Origin of the sequence: Pseudomonas sp. PSE1(2024), from assembly GCF_050990555.1 — a bacterium.
GTDB classification, from domain to species: Bacteria; Pseudomonadota; Gammaproteobacteria; order Pseudomonadales; family Pseudomonadaceae; genus Aquipseudomonas; species Aquipseudomonas aphyarum.
Genome location: NZ_CP158967.1, coordinates 818,834 through 837,427, shown reverse-complemented (window position 1 = coordinate 837,427; position 18,594 = coordinate 818,834). Strand labels below are relative to the sequence as shown.

The 18,594-nt window shown below is 60.6% G+C and carries 12 protein-coding genes; 2 read left to right on the top strand and 10 right to left on the bottom strand.

Going from position 1 to position 18,594, the window contains the following annotated elements:
* Nucleotides 1-16: 16 nt before the first annotated feature.
* Both ABTV87_RS03600 and ABTV87_RS03595 read right to left on the bottom strand, forming a co-directional pair.
* Complete coding sequence (locus ABTV87_RS03600; RefSeq protein WP_433899009.1) at nt 17-1,267, bottom strand: hypothetical protein; 1,251 nt, start codon at nt 1,265-1,267, stop codon at nt 17-19.
* Nucleotides 1,264-2,235 (bottom strand): acyltransferase, encoded by a 972-nt coding sequence (locus ABTV87_RS03595; protein ID WP_433899008.1) that lies wholly within the window; start codon nt 2,233-2,235, stop codon nt 1,264-1,266. The genes ABTV87_RS03600 and ABTV87_RS03595 overlap by 4 nt, the downstream gene beginning before the upstream one ends.
* 566 nt (nt 2,236-2,801) lie before the next feature.
* Here ABTV87_RS03595 and ABTV87_RS03590 point away from each other — a divergent pair.
* Nucleotides 2,802-3,146: a cupin domain-containing protein gene (locus ABTV87_RS03590; RefSeq protein ID WP_007953863.1), complete on the top strand. Its 345-nt coding sequence runs from the start codon at nt 2,802-2,804 to the stop codon at nt 3,144-3,146.
* 95 nt (nt 3,147-3,241) lie between these two features.
* Here ABTV87_RS03590 and mmsB read toward each other — a convergent pair whose 3' ends face one another.
* Both mmsB and ABTV87_RS03580 read right to left on the bottom strand, forming a co-directional pair.
* Complete coding sequence (gene mmsB, locus ABTV87_RS03585) at nt 3,242-4,129, bottom strand: 3-hydroxyisobutyrate dehydrogenase (RefSeq protein WP_039772935.1); 888 nt, start codon at nt 4,127-4,129, stop codon at nt 3,242-3,244.
* Between the two features lie 9 nt (nt 4,130-4,138).
* The gene (locus ABTV87_RS03580; RefSeq protein ID WP_433899007.1) at nt 4,139-5,665 is read right to left on the bottom strand and encodes a CoA-acylating methylmalonate-semialdehyde dehydrogenase; all 1,527 of its coding nucleotides are present in this window, start codon (nt 5,663-5,665) and stop codon (nt 4,139-4,141) included.
* A gap of 149 nt (nt 5,666-5,814) precedes the next feature.
* On the opposite strand from ABTV87_RS03580, the gene ABTV87_RS03575 reads away from it, so the two are divergent.
* Nucleotides 5,815-6,762, top strand: coding sequence for a LysR family transcriptional regulator (locus ABTV87_RS03575; RefSeq protein ID WP_114881330.1), 948 nt, complete (start codon nt 5,815-5,817; stop codon nt 6,760-6,762).
* Here the strand turns inward: ABTV87_RS03575 and ABTV87_RS03570 are convergent.
* The 6 genes from ABTV87_RS03570 to recC form a co-directional block, all read right to left on the bottom strand.
* Nucleotides 6,759-7,259 (bottom strand): OmpA family protein, encoded by a 501-nt coding sequence (locus ABTV87_RS03570; RefSeq protein WP_170929403.1) that lies wholly within the window; start codon nt 7,257-7,259, stop codon nt 6,759-6,761. The genes ABTV87_RS03575 and ABTV87_RS03570 overlap by 4 nt on opposite strands.
* Nucleotides 7,259-8,527, bottom strand: coding sequence for a diguanylate cyclase domain-containing protein (locus ABTV87_RS03565; protein WP_433899006.1), 1,269 nt, complete (start codon nt 8,525-8,527; stop codon nt 7,259-7,261). The genes ABTV87_RS03570 and ABTV87_RS03565 overlap by 1 nt, the downstream gene beginning before the upstream one ends.
* Nucleotides 8,524-9,099 (bottom strand): YfiR family protein, encoded by a 576-nt coding sequence (locus tag ABTV87_RS03560; RefSeq protein WP_433899005.1) that lies wholly within the window; start codon nt 9,097-9,099, stop codon nt 8,524-8,526. The genes ABTV87_RS03565 and ABTV87_RS03560 overlap by 4 nt, the downstream gene beginning before the upstream one ends.
* A gap of 119 nt (nt 9,100-9,218) precedes the next feature.
* Nucleotides 9,219-11,327, bottom strand: coding sequence for an exodeoxyribonuclease V subunit alpha (recD, locus tag ABTV87_RS03555; protein ID WP_433899004.1), 2,109 nt, complete (start codon nt 11,325-11,327; stop codon nt 9,219-9,221).
* Nucleotides 11,324-15,013, bottom strand: coding sequence for an exodeoxyribonuclease V subunit beta (gene recB / locus ABTV87_RS03550; protein WP_433899003.1), 3,690 nt, complete (start codon nt 15,011-15,013; stop codon nt 11,324-11,326). Before recB ends, recD begins: the two co-directional genes overlap by 4 nt.
* A complete protein-coding gene (gene recC / locus ABTV87_RS03545; protein ID WP_258713586.1) occupies nt 15,010-18,462 on the bottom strand; it encodes an exodeoxyribonuclease V subunit gamma in 3,453 nt (1,150 codons plus the stop codon). Before recC ends, recB begins: the two co-directional genes overlap by 4 nt.
* Between the last annotated feature and the right edge of the window lie 132 nt (nt 18,463-18,594).

Below are 18,594 nucleotides of genomic sequence, written 5' to 3'. Positions count from 1 at the left end.
TCCCTCTTCCTTGAGGTTAAGCGGCTTTGCTTTCGGTCAGCGACACAACGCTGCCCTGGCACAACTCGATGATGCGCGTCGCGGCGCGGGCGGCACCTTCGCCATCCGGCGCGGACACTTGCTGATGCGGCGCGTAGTAGGTCGAAGCATCGGTGTCCTTTTCCAGTTCGCCCTGGATCAGCTCGACGATCGCATCGCGGTCGTGGCCCAGATGCGTCGGGAAACCCAGCAGCTCCAGACGGCGCAGCGCCTCGAGTTCGTGGTACTCGGACTTGGACGGCAGCACGAACAGCGTCGGAATCTGCAGTGCGGCGATTTCCGTCACGGTGATCCAGCCCGGCGCCGAAATCAGCAGGCTGGCTTCGCGCAGCAGGCCCATCCAGTCCGGGTAGTACGGCACGCAGACGACGCCGTCCTGAGCCTGGATATCCTGACGGCCCAGCAACACCAGTTTCAGTTCCGGATTGCGCTCGCGCAGGATCTTGAAGCTGTCCAGATAGGCGGCGAGCAGCGCGTCCTTGTTCTGGGCAAACATCGTGGTGCCGCTGATCGAAGCCACAATGAACGGCGAGTCGCCGAGGTTCAGTTGCTCGCGCACGTTCAAACCGGTCTGCACATTGATGTCGCGGATCATCGGACCAACGAAATGCGCCTTGCCGCTGACCAGTGCTTCGGCCACCGGCGTGCCCTGATCGAGGGACGCCACGTACGGTTTGTCGGTCAGCACCAGTTGGCTCTGATTGATCATCCAGTTGAACTGGCTGTGCAGCGCGGTGCGGGCCCGGGCCATTTCCAGCGCATTGACTTCGAAACCGCCGTCGGCCAGATCATGGTCTTCGAGCTGGCACAGGGTGAAGTCGTAGCGCTCGGTGACGAACACCAGCGGCGTGCCGCTGAAAATCGCGGCCAGGCAGGCGGCCATGTTGTAGTCCGACACCAGGGCAGTCGGCTTGTACTCGGCGATCAGCGCCAGGTAAGACAGAATCCGCTCGCCGGACAAGAAGGTATTGGCGATATAACCGCCAATGTAATTATTCCAGTCGAGCTCTTTCGACAAGTTGCTCTTTTTCGAGTAATCGACCAAACGACCGGCAATATCCACAACTTCTACGCCAGACTTTTCGAACATCGGCGTGAAGGTCGGCTGCAAGGAAGCCAGTGCCACGGTCAATGGCATGTCCGGACGCTGTTTCTTGATCGCCTGAGCGATGGACAGCGCGCGCATGTTGTGACCGGAACCGGTTGGATTGGGGGCAAATAAAATCATTCTTGAATCTCCATTAGTTGAACAACGCCATGAACCACAGTGTTTTCCAATACATCCCTTATAACCACCGAGTACGGCTTGATAACGGCACCGTCACCAATATTCAGTGGACCTACCAAGATGGCGCCCTCGCCAATAACGCAACGACTTCCAATGCGCACCGGTGCCTCCTCCCAAGGCAGTGAGCGGAAAGAATGATCATGGGTGGAGGCAACGATCGTGACCCCCTCGGACAACTCGCTGAAAGCACCGACGGATACGCCGCCGGCCGCCTCGATAACCACACCGGCAGCCAGTCGCACGCCGGTGCCCAATTCGATGCCACCCAGTTGCGACATGCCGCCCTGACGGTTGCTGCGCCCGATCAGAATGCAGTCCCGGGCGATTTCCACCGACGCTCCGCCGCGCAGTTCGGCATCGATCAGGGCGTCGTCGCTGATGTCCCAGGTCAAGGTGTCGGGGTTCAGCGACTTGAGCCGCGCGACCGACTGCGTGGACCGATCGAGCATCGACGGCAATCCCTGACGCGCCCGCTCCCGGACTTTGGCCAACACTGGTTCGGGGCTCGGCCGGCCGTCCTCGACCACGCTGCGCCGGGCAATGACCCGCGCCGGACGACCGACGACGATTGCGTCCGGCGGCACATCCGCTGTCACCAACGCGCCAGCCGCCACCACGGCCCCGGCACCGATGGAAACACCGGCAGCCACGGTGGCCTTGGCGCCCAGCCAGACATTTTCGGCAATCCGAACCGGCGACTGCGCCGTCCCCAGGCACTGGGCACCGGTGGCGAACATGCTGGATTTACCGATGGACGCGTGCTGCAAATCGCACCTGAAGCCGATGAAGCAGTCATCGCTTATCTGCACATTTGTCAGGCGACTGCCGGCACGCACCCAGACGTGCCGACTAAGTTCACTCGCACTATCAACAATCGTCGAAACTTCAATTACGTTTATGTCGTCCACAATAAAGCCTCATTCCATTGATGCCGGGCACATAAAAATTCGATAGACGTGCGTATCCCGCAGATATAAATCCGCCAGTGCACAAATAATAATTAACTGTTTATTTAAGGCTTCTACTCAAAGCACGCGAGACATTGCGTCCGCGCCGCTTATTAACTGTCCGGTTCATTCAACTGTCATTATTCATTAACAACAGGTAGAAGTTCACACTTGAGCCAAAAGCCAAGTCAGTTTCAAGATGAGAAAAAGCCGATTCAAGTCTGTCCGTGACTCAGATGGAGCTCCGTTTTGAGGAATAGTTCTTTAGTACGAATGTTATAGTACAGACGATTTTGTTTTGCAATAGGTGTCAGAATGGTTATCTCGTTTTAGTCTAAAAATTGATTGAACTTTTATGGTGCACGCTTGTGCCAAAACCTTCTTATATGCACAGTGCTGGTGCAAATTAGGGAGGAGTGCAGATTTGCCCCAGCGCTTACAGGCATCTGGAGGTCGACCCCAGACACTTCGACAGCACCCGCGAAGGCTACGGTGACGGCTCTAACTCCCTCTGGCCTGGAGCCGTCATGCCCGCACCTATCACCGTTTTGCGCGACACCCATCCCCTGCCCGTACTCGACGCCTGCAAATGGGAAAAGCTCGAGGGCGACCCGCACACCGTCAACCTCAACGCCTACACCAGCGAAGACGGCAGCAAGATCATGGGCACCTGGATCTGCACACCGGGCAAGTGGCGGGTGGACTACGTGAAGTGGGAGTACTGCCATTTCCAGGAAGGCTACTGCGTGATTACCCCGGACGGCATGGAGCCGATTCACCTGCGCGCCGGCGACATCTTCGTGGTCGAGCCAGGCATGAAGGGCACCTGGGAAGTGGTCGAGACCGTACGCAAATATTTCGTGTTCGCCTGATACAAAAAAAGCCGGGAAACCACCCGACGTGATTTCCCGGCAACACCTACTGCATCTGAATTGCAGACCTGTGACGAGCACAGGCCTGACGACGATTACTGCGGCTTGCGATAGCTGTTGATGATCGCCGAGAAGTCCTTGCCACCTTCCCCGCGCTGACTCATCGCCTGATACAACTGCTGCGCCACCGCGCCCAGCACCACCGGCTGATGGGCCTGACGTGCCGCTTCGGTGGCCAGCCCCAGATCCTTGAGCATCAGCTCGGCGCCGAAGCCGCCGGTGTAACCACGCGAAGCTGGCGCCGTTTCGACGATGCCCGGCCACGGGTTGTACATTTCCGAACTCCAGCAACGCCCGGTCGAGCTGTTGATGATCCCGGCGAGCACCGTGGTGTCGATGCCCAGCGCATCGCCCAGCGCCATCGCCTCGCTGACGCCGACCATCGAAATGGCGAGCAACAGGTTGTTGCAGATCTTGGCGATCTGCCCGGTGCCGACCTCACCGCAATGCACGATGTTGCGGCCCATCTGCGCCAGCACCGGTTGCAGGGTGGCGAACAGTTCCGGAGTAGCACCGACCATGAAGGTCAGCGTCCCGGCCGTGGCGCCACCAGTACCACCGGACACCGGTGCATCGGCCATGGCCACGCCTTGTTTGGCGGCCGCCGCCGCCACATCGCGCGCAGTCTGCGGATCGATGGTGCTGCAATCCACTGCCGGCACACCTTTACCGATCCCGGCGAGAACACCGTCTTCACCGAGCCAGACGCTGCGCACATGCACCGCCGCCGGCAACATGGTGATCACCAGTTCTGCATCTTCAGCAGCTTCGCGAGCCGAAGCGCGGATGGTGCCGCCCAGCTGCTCGAGTTCCGCCAGCACGGTTTTGTTCAGGTCCACCAGATTCAGCGAATGCCCGGCCTTGATCAGGTTGCGCGCCATCGGCGCGCCCATGTTGCCCAGACCGATAAATGCGATTTTCATGGCCATTCCTCAGCGCAGGTTGATGGTGGTGTTCACGCCGTCGTTGACGCTGTCGTCATCGAACCAGCGCGCCGTGACCGTTTTGGTCTGGGTGTAGAACTGCACCACTTGCTTGCCATACGGGCCGAGGTCGCCGAGTTTCGAACCGCGCGAACCGGTGAAGCTGAAGAACGGGACCGGCACCGGAATCGGGATGTTGATGCCGACCTGGCCGACGTCGATTTCAGTCTGGAATTTACGCGCCGCCGCACCGCTCTGGGTGAACAGGCCTGTGCCGTTGCCGAACGGGTTGGCGTTGACCAGCGCGATGGCCTGATCGAGGGTGTCGACTTCCAGCACCACCAGCACGGGGCCGAAGATTTCCTGGGTGTAGATCTGCATGTCGGTGGTTACCCCGGAAAACAGGGTCGGGCCGACGAAGTTGCCTTTCTCGTAGCCCGGCACGCTGATGTCGCGACCGTCCAGCTCGAGTTTGGCGCCTTCCTTGATGCCGCTTTCGATCAGATCGAGAATCCGCGTCTTGGCCTTTTTCGAAATGACCGGACCGACATCGGTGCCCGGCTCGTTGCCGGCGTTGACCTTGAGTTTCTGCGCCAGCGCTTTCAGATCCGGCAGCCATTGTTTGGCCGCACCCACCAGCACCACCACCGAGGTGGCCATGCAACGCTGACCGGCCGCACCGAAACCGGCGCCGACCAAGGCATTGAGCGCTTGCTCGCGATTGGCATCCGGCAGCACCACCGCGTGGTTCTTCGCGCCCATCATCGATTGCACGCGCTTGCCATGCTTACCGGCCAGGTCATACACGTGAGTGCCGACGGCGGTCGAACCGACAAACGAAACGGCCTTGATGTCCTTGTGGGTGCACAGGCCATCGACCACGTCCTTGCCACCATGGACGACGTTCAGAACACCGGCCGGAATGCCCGCTTCAATCGCCAGTTCCACCAGCAGCATGGTCGACAGCGGATCCTGTTCGGATGGCTTGAGGACGAAGGTGTTGCCGCAGGCGATGGCCATCGGGAACATCCACAGCGGAATCATTGCCGGGAAGTTGAACGGGGTGATGCCGGCGCAAACGCCGATCGGCTGGCGCAGGGTGTAGGTGTCGACGCCGCCGGCCACGTTCTCGGCGAACTCGCCCATTTGCAGGCTGCCGATGGAACAGGCGTGCTCGACCACTTCCAGGCCACGGAAAATATCACCTTCAGCGTCAGCGATGGTCTTGCCCTGCTCGGCGCTCAGCACCACGGCGATGCGTTTGGAATGCTCGCGGATCAGCGCTTGCAGCTTGAGCATGATGCGCATGCGCGCGCCGATCGGGGTCAGCTTCCAGGTCTGGAAGGCGCGCTGTGCGGCGCTGACGGCGGCGTCAACTTCAGCGGCGGTGGCGAACGGGACTTTAGCCAGCACTTGCTGGGTCGCCGGGTTGACGATGTCGTGCCATTCGGTGGTCTGCGACTCGACCCACTCGCCGTCGATCAGCAGCTTGACCTTCTGGACCGTGGTTTCGTTGGGCGTAAGCGATGCGTTCATGCTGGTCTCCAGAAATTGTTTTTATCTTGGGAGCCAAGGCGAAAGGTTCGCCTTGAGATGAGGCGTGTGTCGCGAATTGGTTGTCGGACTGTTTTTGGAGTATAGATGTGCAAACTTCTAATAAGAACGCACATATAAGCCCGTCCATCATGCAAAAAAACATCACCTCTCTAGGCTCGCTGAACTGGGACGACCTCAAGTTTTTCCTCGAAGTCGCCCGTACCCGCAAGGCCAGCACGGCGGCCAAACGCCTGGCGGTGGACTACACCACCGTGTCGCGACGGATCAGCTCGCTGGAAGCGGCGCTCGGCACTTTGCTGTTCGAAAAGTCGCGCACCAGCGGTTTTGTGCTGACTGCCGAAGGCCAGCGCCTGCTGAGTTATGCCGAGTCGATCGAAAGCACGCTGCACATGGCCTGCGAGCAGGTGTCCGGCTCCGGCGTCGCGCTGTCGGGGCATGTGCGGATGGGTTGCACCGAAGGTTTCGGCAGCTTCTTCATCACCCCGCAACTGAGCCACTTCGTCGACGCCTACCCGGCGATCTCGGTGGACATCCTGCCGTTGCCGCACTTCATCAGCCTGTCCAAACGCGAAGCCGACATCGTCATCGCCCTCGAACGCCCGGAACACGGACCGTACGTGTGCTGCAAACTCTGCGACTACCGCTTGCAGCTCTACGCGACCCAGGAATACCTCGACAAACACCCACCGATCCGCCGCCCCGCCGATTTGGGCAAGCATCAATTCATCAGTTATGTGGATGACCTGGCGTTCAGCTCGGAGCTGCTGTATCTGGCAAACGTGGTGCCCGGCGCCAGCGCGAACTTGCGCAGCACCAGCGTGATCGCGCAATTCGTGGCGGCGCAGCAGGGGCGCTCGCTGGCGATTCTGCCGTGCTTCCTTGCGGCCCAGGATCCGCGCCTGTTGCCAGTGTTGCCGGAGGAAATCGACATCACCCGGCAGTTCTGGATGTACTGCCGGGAGGATCTGCGCAAGCTCAAGAGGATTACCCTGTTGTGGGATTACATCCGCGAAGTGACCGAGCGCAATCAGGCGCTGTTGATGGGGCAGACCCGCGAAATGCAGTTCGCCGACTAGTCGGCGCTGACCACGATCGACACCCGGCGGTTTTCGGTGCGGCCGGCGGCAGTGTCGTTGGAGGCGACCGGTTCGCGACTGCCGAGGCCTTGCAGCTGAATGTTCTCTTCTTTCATGCCAACCGACGTCAGCACTTTGCCGACGCTTTTCGCGCGACGCAGAGACAGCTGCTGGTTGTAGGTTTCCTTGCCCGAAGCGTCGGTATGGCCATCGACCCGCACGCGCTCGATGCCGACACCCAGCAACGCTTTGCCGATGCGCTCGACGATTTCGGTACTTTGCTTGTTCAGGCTTTCGACATCGCTGCCAAACAGCACTTTGCCCGACAGGCCGAACTCCCAGCCGTCATCGGTCAACTCGAAGCCTTGCTGCTTGAGGACCGCGACTTGGGCAGGCGTCAGACCCTTTTGTGGAGCGGTCTGGCAACCGGTCAGGGCCAGCATGGCCGTCAGCAACAGGGTGGAAAACAGTCGAAAGGAAAGTGAGAACACGGGCATCAGCTCCTGGTTTGAACGGAATCGACCGGGTGCTCCGACCCGGCCGTGAATTGGGCGCCGCGCGACAAACGCTTGGCTTGGTACATCGCGGCATCCGCCGCATCGAGCAAGGTGCCGGGCGTGGCGCCATGATCGGGGTAAACGGCGATGCCGATACTGAGCGAAGTCACGACACTGCTGTCGCCTGGCAGCGCAATCGGGATGTCCATGCTGGCGAGGATCTTGTCGGCAATGCGCTCGGCGTCTTCGGTCTTGTGCAGGGGCGTCAGCAGAACGGCAAATTCATCACCGCCCAGACGCGCCACCAGATCTTCCTCACGCAACTGCGCTCGCACCCGATCCGCTACCGCCACCAGCACCGCGTCGCCGGCGGCATGACCGAAGCTGTCGTTGATATCCTTGAATCGGTCGCTGTCGAGAAACAGCACCGCCACGCGCTCGTTCAGTTTGTGGGCGCTGCGCAGTGCACGGATCAGGCGGCCTTCGAAAAAGGCCCGGTTCGGCAATCCGGTGAGGCTGTCGTGGCTGGCCTGGTGAGCGAGGGTTTCGTTCTCGCTTTGCAGGTGGGTTTGCCAGTCTTCGAGTTCATCGAGCAAGGCATTGAAGTCATTGCCCAGGTTGTCGAGCTCGGCAATCTTTGCCCGGGGTACGCGTCGATCGAGTGCCCGCTCGCTACGGGCGGCATGCGCTACTGAAGCCAGGCTGTGCAACGGACCGATGATCCTGCGCAACTGACGCTGCGCCAGGTACAGCGCGACCCAGGCGCTGATCGCCGTGCAGAGAATGATGCCCGCCAGACCGCTCAACAGGAAGCGCATCAGGCTGCCGCCGTGGCCGATCAGCAAAATGCGGCCGATCTCCCGATCCTGATGCAGGATCGGCAGGCTGATGGGTTTTTCCAGAATGACCCTCGCGACCTGCATCTCCAGTTCGGAAAACAGGCCGTTCTCCGGACGCTGCCAGCGCGCGATCAACTGGCCTTGAGTGTCCAGCACCTGGGCATCCGCCACTTCTTCGGTCGAGGCGATCAACGCCAGGGCTTCGGTCGCGGCGGCCTTGTCGTTGAACACCACGGCGGCTTCCACGGTGTAACTGATCGAGCGGGCGATCAAGTGCAGGTTGTGATCGGCATAGACACGCAGCGCCAGCACCCCAAGCAGCGTCAACGACACACTGGCCATTGCCACGGCGACCAGCGCCACAATCAGGTTGCCACGGCCGATGACCGAGCCGAGGGTCGGGCGCCCTGTGGATTTATCGCGTCTCATGGCACCGCCGGTTTGCGGCGCGACAACTGCAGCACGCTGGGATGAATGCGCACGCCGCTGCGGGCGACGGAGTCGAGATTGACCTCGAACGACACTTGCTCATCGCCGACCCGCAGACAAAACAGGCTGCCGACCGTGCATTGATCGCCGCCTTCACTGATGCTCAGCACCGGATGACCAATCAGGGATGCGAACAGCCGGCTGCGTTCGTCGATCGTAAGCTTGCCAATGTAGACCGCGTCGCACTCGCTGACGATGGCCGGATTATCGGCCAACAGTCGACGCACGATGACCGGACGCCCCGTGGCCTGGGTCGTGCCCTTGACCAGGTCGTCGGTGTATTCGGTCGGGCCGACGATGCACAGGCGCAACTGTGCTGGCTCTACCGGCCAGCGCGCGTAACTGAGGATACCGAGGACAACCTGGGTGACGGATTTGGCCCGCTGTTCGGCCATGCCCGCCGGGGGTTGAGTCTGGGCAGCGGCCACACCCGAGAGCAAACAGAGCACACCGGCAAGCAACGCCCGCTTGCAGCCAACTACGCGCTCTGTCGCCCAGACAGCCACCTTCATGCAGGGATTCTCTTGGATCGTTACGAAATGATGCCGCAACGATAGCACAGCGTTGGAACGCCAGCGATACAGCGGCCTCTGACCGGTCGGTCAATTATCGGCGGCAATTGAAAGCTCCTTCATCCTTTATGCGGCGTCCCGTCTTCCAGTTCCAGCATCAGTCCACTCAAGCGCTTCACCTTGCGCTGCACCGCTTCTTCAAACACGCCGCTCCGAGGCTCGATCAAGGTGAACCAGTCCTTGGCCCGGGTAATTCCGGTGTAGATCAGTTCCTTGGTCAACACGGGATTCAGGGCGTCCGGCAGGATCAACGCGGTATGGGCAAACTCCGAGCCCTGCGACTTGTGCACAGTCATCGCATAGACGGTCTCTACATCGTTGAGCCGGCTAGGCAGCACGAAACGCACCCCGCCGCGCCCGTCGTTACGCGGGAACGCCACTCGCAACACGGACTTACCGGCATCCGGCCCATCGCGCTCGGGCAGTTTCAGGGCGATACCGATGTCACCGTTCATCAGCCCCAGACCGTAGTCGTTTCGGGTCATCAGCACCGGGCGGCCTTCGTACCATTGCTGGTCGCTTTCGATCAGCCGCGCCTTGAGCAACGCATCAGTGATGCGCTGGTTCAGCCCCTCGACACCCCATGGCCCTTTGCGCACTGCGCACAACAACTGGAAGGTATCGAAGGCCCGCAGGACGTCACTCGCCCAGTCGGTCCAGCCCGGGCTCTCGAGCGGCGTTCCGCTCGCCGGACGTCGATCGCGCAAGACGCTCAGATAGTGTCGATATCCGTGAGGGCCTACGCCGTGCCCATCGAGCACCAGGTGCTCAAGGTTCCGGTCGTGTTCGTTCTGAAGCGGCAACGAAAACACATCACCATGGGTTCTGGCGTCCAGTAACTGGCGAGCCTCGACCGGGAGTTGCTGATTCACCCGTCGCGCCAGTTGACCGATGCCGCTGCCCTCGCCGAAACGCCGCGAGTGTCGCAGCATCACCACTTGCTGGGCCAACGGATGCGAGCCGTCAGTGCCTTCGTGCAAGCCGCTGTCCTGCAGGGATTCACCGCTTACACTCTCGAGCCACTGGCGGGTCTGCGGACTGTACCAACCGGCCTCGGCATCGCGGCACAAATCCCCCAGCACCGCGCCCGCCTCCACCGAGGCCAGTTGATCCTTGTCGCCCAGCAACACCAACCGGGCATGAGGCGGCAAGGCATCAAGCAGGTTGGCCATCATTTCCAGGTCGATCATGGATGCTTCATCGACCACCAGAACGTCCAGGGGCAGACGGTTACCGGCATGGTGGCGAAAGTGCCGCGTGCCGGGACGGCTGCCAAGCAGGCGGTGCACCGTGGTCACCTCGGTCGGAATTTTTTCCCGGACGCTATCAGCGACCTTCAGCGATTGCACTTGCTGACTGATGGACTCGGTCAACCGCGCCGCCGCTTTACCGGTAGGCGCCGCGAGGCGGATGCGCAATGGCTGGTGCGCCTCGACCGCAGGTGCCTGGAGCAACGCCAGCAGACGGACCACCGTCGTCGTCTTGCCGGTGCCCGGGCCACCCGTGATGATGCTGAAGGCACTTCGGGTGGCCAAGGCGCAGGCGAGTTTCTGCCAGTCGATGACATCCGCACGCTGGGCCGGATCGAACAGCTCGTCCAGCCGCCGTGCAAGATCGGGTGGTGTCGCTTCCTGCTCCGCGAGACGCTGATGCAATGCGCTGTCGATACGCCGCTCGTAGGCCCAATAGCGCCGCAAGTACAGGCGTTTGCCGGACAACACCAGCGGGCGCTCCTGCGCCGGCGCACCTTCGTCGGCAGCCAGTGCCACCAGCGAACTGCCGGCCAACACCTTGCACCAGTGCGCTCCGTCGAGGGTTTCGAGCAGTTGCGAAGGCAGCAGCAACACGCCGGGTTGCACATCCCCCTCCGGCGGCAGGGAAAGTGCAAAATCCGGCGCCTTGAGGGTTTCGAACAGATCCAGGCAGACATGACCATGGCCGAGCTGGTGACTGGTCAATGCGGCGGCGAGCAACACCAGCGGATCGACATCGGGTGCCAATTCATGAAGAAAAGCCACGAATGCCTTGTCCAGCGCCCGCAACCAGCCACGCTCGACCCATTGGGTCAGCAGCAGCAACAGGTCATCGGCACGGGCCAGGGGCGTCAGTTGCGCAAGGCTGTCGGCGGTCAGCGGCGTTGGCAGCAGGTCTGCGAATGTCCGGCTCATAGCAGTACTCCCTGTTCCCACGCGGGCTCGGCCTTGGGTTGCGGTTTGCCCTGGAACATGAAGTCCAGACGTTCGATCAGCTCCCTTGGTGGTCGCGCGAAGTAAACGCCACCGCCAGGGGCCCGTGTTCCGCGCAGGAACAGATACAACGCGCCGCCGATATGCCGGTCGTAGTCGTAATCCGCGAGCCGCGCCTTGAGCTGACGATGCAGTGCCAACAGGTACAGCACGTATTGCAGGTCATAACGGTTGTCGAGGATCGACTGCTCCATGGCCCGCTCGGTGTATGCAGCGTCATCGACGCCCAGCCAGTTGGATTTGTAATCGGCCACGTAGTAACGACCCTCGTGCTCGAACGTCAGGTCGATAAAGCCTTTGAACATGCCATTGAGCTGCACCGCTTCGGCGCCGACCCGGGCCACACCGTTGTGAGTGAATTGACGCACCTGTTCGTCGAGCTTGAGCACGTCGACTTTGTGGCTGGCGAACCAGAATTCCATCTCGACCCGATACTGCTTCAGTTGCTCAAGCACCACCGGCGGTTGGTCGAGCCCTGCGGGCAACGGCAGTTTGAGCAAGTGTTGCAACCAGTCGCCGAGGGTGGTGATCCAGCCTTCCCAGCCCCGCCGATTGCAACGTCGGGCAATCGCATCGTCCAGCGACTCGCGGGTGACCGCGAACCCTTCCTCCCCTGCCCACTCCAGCAAACCGTGAAGAAACGTTCCCGGATTCGGTCCGCGAGGGAAGCGGTGAATATCGGCCCCGCCGGCGATGATCTCGCGCGGAGCTTCAGGATCGAGGCGTTCGTCGTCGAACAGTTTTTGCGCTTGCGGACTGTCTGGAGCTTCGTCATTGCCGACGCTCAGCACGTCACTGATGCGCAAGGCGCTGTATGACGCGATCCACCAGTTTTCGCTGGCCCTGCGGCTCGGCAAAAGGGTGGCACGTAGCGTGGCTTCGTTACGCGGAGGCTGGTACTCCTCGCTTGTGGCCTCCGGCATTTCAACAACGCTCAGCGCCGAACAATCCTGTTGCAGATCGTCCAGCCAGCGAGCCAATCCGCTGGACTCGTTCAACGTTGCGCCGCCGCCTAACAGATAGCCCAGCGCAGAAAGATGCAGCACCGAACTGCTGTGGTTACCGCGCTTGAGATCCGTCACCCCGAGCCAACACGCGTGTTGCGCGCGGGTCAGCGCGACATAGAGCAAACGCAGATCCTCCGCCAGGCGCTCATTGTCCGCCAGGGCGATCAGTTCAGCGTCGGGCTTCAGACTGATGCGGGCCTTGCCGGACTCATCGTGGTAATGCAGCGGCAATCGACTGCCATCCACGGGTTTGGCCGAGCAGATGAACGGCAGGAACACCAAAGGGTATTCAAGCCCCTTGGACTTGTGAATGGTCACGACCTTGACCAGTTGTTCGTCGCTTTCAAGACGCAGGATCTGCTCTTCACCTGCCTGCCCGGACAGCGCCAGATGCTCGGCCAGATGACGGATCAGTGCCTGCTCGCCATCGAGTTCCGACGCGGCCTGTTGCAACAACTCCGACAGGTGCAACAGGTTGGTCAGCACCCGCTCGCCATCACTGCGGGCAATGAGCATCTGCGGCAGTTGAAAGTCGTGCAGCAGGCGCCGCAACATCGGCAGCACCCCTTGCTTGCGCCAGAGCTCACGATAACCACGGAACTGCATGACCCGGGTTTCCCAGACCAGTTCGTCCTGATTCAGGCGCTCCAGTTCAGCCAGTGGCAGATTCAGTGTGATGCACGCCAGCGCCGCTTTCAGGGAGCGTTCGACATCCGGCTCGGCGCACGCCTTGAGCCACGACAACAGGTCATGGGCTTCCTGTGCGGCAAAGACCGAGTCCTTGTCCGACAGATAAACGCTGCGGACTCCGCGCGTTGCGAGCTCACCGCGTACCGCCTGCGCCTCTTTACCGTCGCGCACCAGGATCGCAATGTCCGCTGGCCGCAGCCCACGCCAATCCTTGCCCTCTTGCGCAAACCCGGCGCGACCAGTCTGTCCGCCATTGAGCAGGGTCGTGATCTCACTGGCGCAGGCCGCCGCCAACTGCTGACGATAAACCGTCCCGGACAGTGGCTTGTCGGTGGATAAATGCCAGATGCTCAGCGCTGGCACATCAAGCCCGGATACCTGCAAATGTTCTTTACGCCCCTGAGCCTCTACAGGCTGGAATGGCACCGGGTTATCGCCGTTTTTCTCTCGGAACAGAAATGCTCCGCGCCCTTGCTCACGGGACTCGGCACGTTCGAAAACATGGTTGACCGCACTGACCATCCCGTGACTGGAACGGAAGTTCGTGCCCAGGGTATGCAGGCGTCCGGTTGTAGCCTGGCGGGCTCGCAGATAGGTGTAGATGTCCGCGCCACGGAAGGCATAGATCGCCTGCTTGGGGTCGCCAATCAGGAACAGCCCGGTCTCGGGATTATTCTCTTCAATGCGATAGATGCTTTCGAAGATCCGGTACTGCACCGGATCGGTGTCCTGGAACTCATCGATCAGGGCGACCGGGAACTGCTCGCGGATTAGCGTGGCGAGACGTTCCCCACCATCGGATTGCAGGGCAGCATCCAGACGCAACAGCATGTCGTCGAAACCCATTTCGGCCCGACGGCGCTTCTCGTCTTCAAAGCGAGCACCAACCCATTTGGCAGCATGCTGCAGCACGGCCGCATCGGGCGTCGGCAAATTGTCGAGGCTCGACTTGAGCACAGGCATGGCATCCAGGCCCGGGTGACTCGGCGGCTCGCCCTTCCAGGCTTCAGCCATGCCCTCCGGCGTGAGCCTGGCGAACCCGGTGCCGATATCCAGTTGCTCGAGCGACTCGTCCTCGGCCCAGGCCTTGAGCTTTTCGAACCAGGGTTCGAAATAGCGGGCCTGCATCTTGCGCCCGTCCACGGTTTTGTTGGCGACGCCCTGATGGCAGATGGCGAGTAACTCATCAGCCCACTGCCGCCATGGCCCCTTCAACTCCACCAATGCCGCACGGCGTTCCTGCAGGCAGTCTTCGATCAGCTCGGATGGCGTCTTTTCTGAATCCCCTTCGCGCTCGGTGCCAAACAGCCCACGCACACGCGGCAACAGGGCCGCCGGCCCTCCCCAGTGGCTGCGAACCCAGTTCAAGGCATCGCCCTGCATCGGATAGCAGAACAGCCGCCAATAATCGCGCAGCACTTCGCCGAGCAGGTCGCTGTGATCGGTTTCCAGGGTCTGGGTAAACAGACTACCGCTGTCGAACGCATGCTCGCGCAGCATTCGCTGACACCAGCTGTGGATCGTCGAGACCGCAGCTTCATCCATCCATTGCGCTGCGATATCCAGTCGGTTCGCGCAACCGGGCCATTGTTGCGGATCGAACTGTGCACGCAGCTCATCGATCAGCGCATCAGGGGGAGGCGTCTCGTCACGAAAGAAACGGGCGGCCTCGGCCAGACGCGTGCGTATGCGCTCGCGCAGCTCTTTGGTGGCCGCGTCGGTGAAAGTCACCACGAGAATCTGCGGGGGCAACAGCTCTCGAGCGAAACCACTCGCCTCGCCTCCGTGGCCGAGGATCAACCGCAGATACAACGCCGAAATGGTAAACGTCTTGCCAGTGCCCGCACTGGCTTCAATCAGTTGGCTGCCCTTTAACGGGAATGCCAGGGCGAGAGGCTGCTGGTTACTCATGCGCCTGCCTCCTCGTGGGTCCATGAACGCCAAGGTGCCTCAAGCAGAGGGCGATACAGTGCATCACACCAACCGGAGAAGGTTTCATCCGCCTGCAGTGCATCGAAGTCGGCGAATTGTCGGGACAGAGCCGGACTTTCACGCCGCTCGCCTTCGCTGGTCTGAGCATCGCCCTCATAGGCTTTACGGGCAGCCGCTTCAGCCTTGACCGGATCGGTCTGGGCCAGCCATGCAAAAGCCGTTTTCACCGCGACCGGAAGTGGCTGGCGCATGCCCGTCTGCCAGGCACGCAGCAGATCCTCAAGAATGCGCCCCGCTCGAGTCTGTTCCAGAGGTTCAAGAAGGAGCGTGTCATCACTCGCCACCAGTGCGGTCGTCAGGGAGAGTCCACTGGCGCACGCGACGAGATGGCTGACCCAGGGATTGGTCATGCGATGCCATTTGCGGCTCTTGATCGAGCCTATGCTGTTGGGGATTGTTGTGACCGACAGTACGCCGCCATCGGCGCGCCGGTGCAAACCGCCTAGCCATCCTTCAAGGCGCAGTTCCTGCCATTCAAAATTGATCGGTAGCGCGTTGGTTAGCGGTGTTGGCCATAACGCCAACAGCTGTTGATATCGTTGCAACAAGTCTGGCAAAGGCTCGATCAACTCTCGCTGAAGGCATTCACCGAATCCGGCCATGGGCAGCAGTCCGCTGTTCTGCAGGCGTCGGGCTTGAGACTCGAGCGCCTGATCAACATTGTTCGGGTGTCTCAAGGCTGCCCCGAGCAAGCTGTCGCTGAGCATGTATCGCTGCAATGCATCCAGCACAAAGGGTTCTTCGTCAGCCTGTGGAACCTGCGCCGCTTCGAAGTAAACCTTGAGTCGCTGAGTGAAAAAGTGTCGAACCGGATTGCGCAGGAAGTCCTGCAGCAGCTCCAGACTCAACGGTTCCTCCTGAACATGGGGGGCAAGCATTGTTGCGACGTCATTCTGCTCGTGATGCTGATGCAGCACTTGCCATTCGCTGGCATAGCTGAACAGTTTGTCTTCCTCATGGAAGTAGCGCGAACTGAATGGCTGCAACGGATGCTCCTGAGTCATGGCAATCAGAAGATCTTCGTTGTCGTCGACCGATCGCCATCCATTGGCGAGATGATCGCGCAACTGGCCGATCAACACAGAGGCTGGCCGCTCGCTGTTGTCGCGAATGCTGCGGCCCACCCAACTGATGTAGAGCTGGTGACGGGCGGATAAGAGCGCTTCGAGCAGAAGATAGCGATCATCCTCCCGACGGGATCGATCTCCCGGCCGGTAGTCGCTGCCCATGAGATCGAAGTCCAGCGGCGGTTGAGCGCGTGGATAATCGCCATCGTTCATGCCCAACAGGCAAACCAGCCTGAACGGGATCGCGCGCATAGGCATCAGCGTGCAAAAGTTCACGGCTCCCGCCAGGAAGCGCTGCGACAGACGCCCCTGATCCAGCCCCGCCAGCCAGGCCTCACGGACGACGGTCAGTGGCAGCTCGTCCAGCAGACCGACGGCCTCGCAGGTTTCCAGCCAGGTTTCGCGCAACTCCTCGAGCTGAGCCAGCAGGTAGTCGTCATGCTCATCTTCGGGTTTGAAAAACAGCTGCATCAACGCCTGAAGCCGATATCCCCATTCCTGTGGTTGCGCGGGTTTCATCAGTTGCTGATGCGAAAGCTCCAGTGCATCCAGCAACGCTACCAACGGGCCGATCAACGCGGCATCGAGACCACCGATTTCATCGTAGGGTTCGATATCCCCACAGGCTCCGGAACTGCCGACGGCATAGCCGAGCAGCATCCGACGCAGGCCGAAGCGCCAACTGTTTTGCTCCAGTTCGTCGGGCAATCCCAGTTCGGCCCGTTGCCCGGCATCGATGCCCCAACGTACGCCGGCCCCTTCGATCCAGCGATGCAGAGTCGGCAAGTTTCGCTCCTGCACACCAAACCTGGCGCGTAACGCAGGAACGTCGAGCAGGTCGAGAATTTCACTGACGGGGAAACGACTGTCCGGCAGCTTGAGCAAATGCTCGACAGCGATCAGTAATGGATCCCGCCCGCGCTGGCCCTGATCGGCCATAGTGAAGGGAATGAAGCGTGGATCCTGACGATCCAGTTGGCCAAATACGGCGCGGATATGCGGCGCATAACTATCGATGTCAGGCACCATCACGATCACATCGCGAGGGCGTAATTGAGGGTTGGCACTGAAACGGGCCAGGAGTTGGTCGTGGAGAATCTCCACTTCGCGCTGGGCGCTATGAGCTATGTGAAAGCGGATCGAATCGTCTTGAGTCAGATCGACTGCCGGCCAGAGCGTTCGAGTCTCGCTGAGCGGCCGCAGCTCCAGAATGTCGTCCTGTAACTGATTCAGCATGTTCTTCGGCTGGTTTTCGCTGAACAGATCGATACGTCCGTTGCGAAATGCTGCGCGATAGCTGTCCGGCTCGTCGTAGCTGTCGAGAAGGTTGATGTAATCGCGACCTTGCTTACCCCACGCTGCGAGGAGCGGGTGAGCATGTTGGTGGAGCGATTCCGAATCCAGCACCACAGGCATGCCGTTTTTTCGGGCCTGCCGCTTGTACTGATGACGCAAGAGATCCTTGTCGGCAACGATATCGGCCCAGTGATAACGACAGGGGTTATGGACGCACAATAAAACCTGGCTGAAACGAGACAACCCGGCCAATGCTTCCAGTACCTGGGCGGGCAACGAGGAAATTCCGAAAACGATCACTCGCTGGGGAAGTCCGGTCGGTGCGCGTTCAAGACTGTTGATGCGCTCCATGAACCGCTGGTGCACGCCCGCGCGACTCTGGGCCATGCCTTGCTCGCCCACATCGTCCAGCAGAGCGCGCCACAATTCTGCCTGCCAGCAACTGGTCGGTGAGAGCGGCTTCGCTTCACCTCTTACATTTCGGAGTTGATGATGCCCCTCTGCCCAGTCCTCAAGCCAATCAGCGCGGTAAACCTGGTATTGGTCGAAGAGGTCTGCCAGACGTTCGGACAACTGGTAGCGTTTGCGTAGATCGGTGTCATGGGTGAGGAAGCGCTGTAGCGGTTCGAAATGCGGTCGGGTGATGACCTGTGGCAACAGGCGCATCAGACGCCAGGTCAACGGTGCCTTATCGAGCAGCGACTTTGCCGGAATGTCCTCTCGTCCCAGAACCATCCGGTAAAGCTGCCACATGAAACTGCCCGGCAGTTGCACATCAATAGCGGCGGCGATACCACAGCCGCCGGAGTCGTCCTCTTCAGGATCCTCAGCCAGTGCCAGCTTGAGCCATTGAGCGATGCCGTTGCTCTGTACAAGCGCGATTTCGTTCTCCAGGGGAGCCAGTGGATAGCGCCGCATGATGCTGATCACAAGGCTGCGCAGTTCATCCAGGCTGTTGCTCTGAACGACCATGAATGCAGCGTTGAGGGACTGGGTGTCCGGCATGAAGGCTTCCTTGGAAAAGTACAAAAGCTAGGGCTGAACCTTAGCATTGTCGGCAGGCGACGACAGCCGCAAGGCGGCTGAGAATGCTGTAAGAACTTTCCTGCGGGCAAAACAAAACCCCAACTGCTTTCG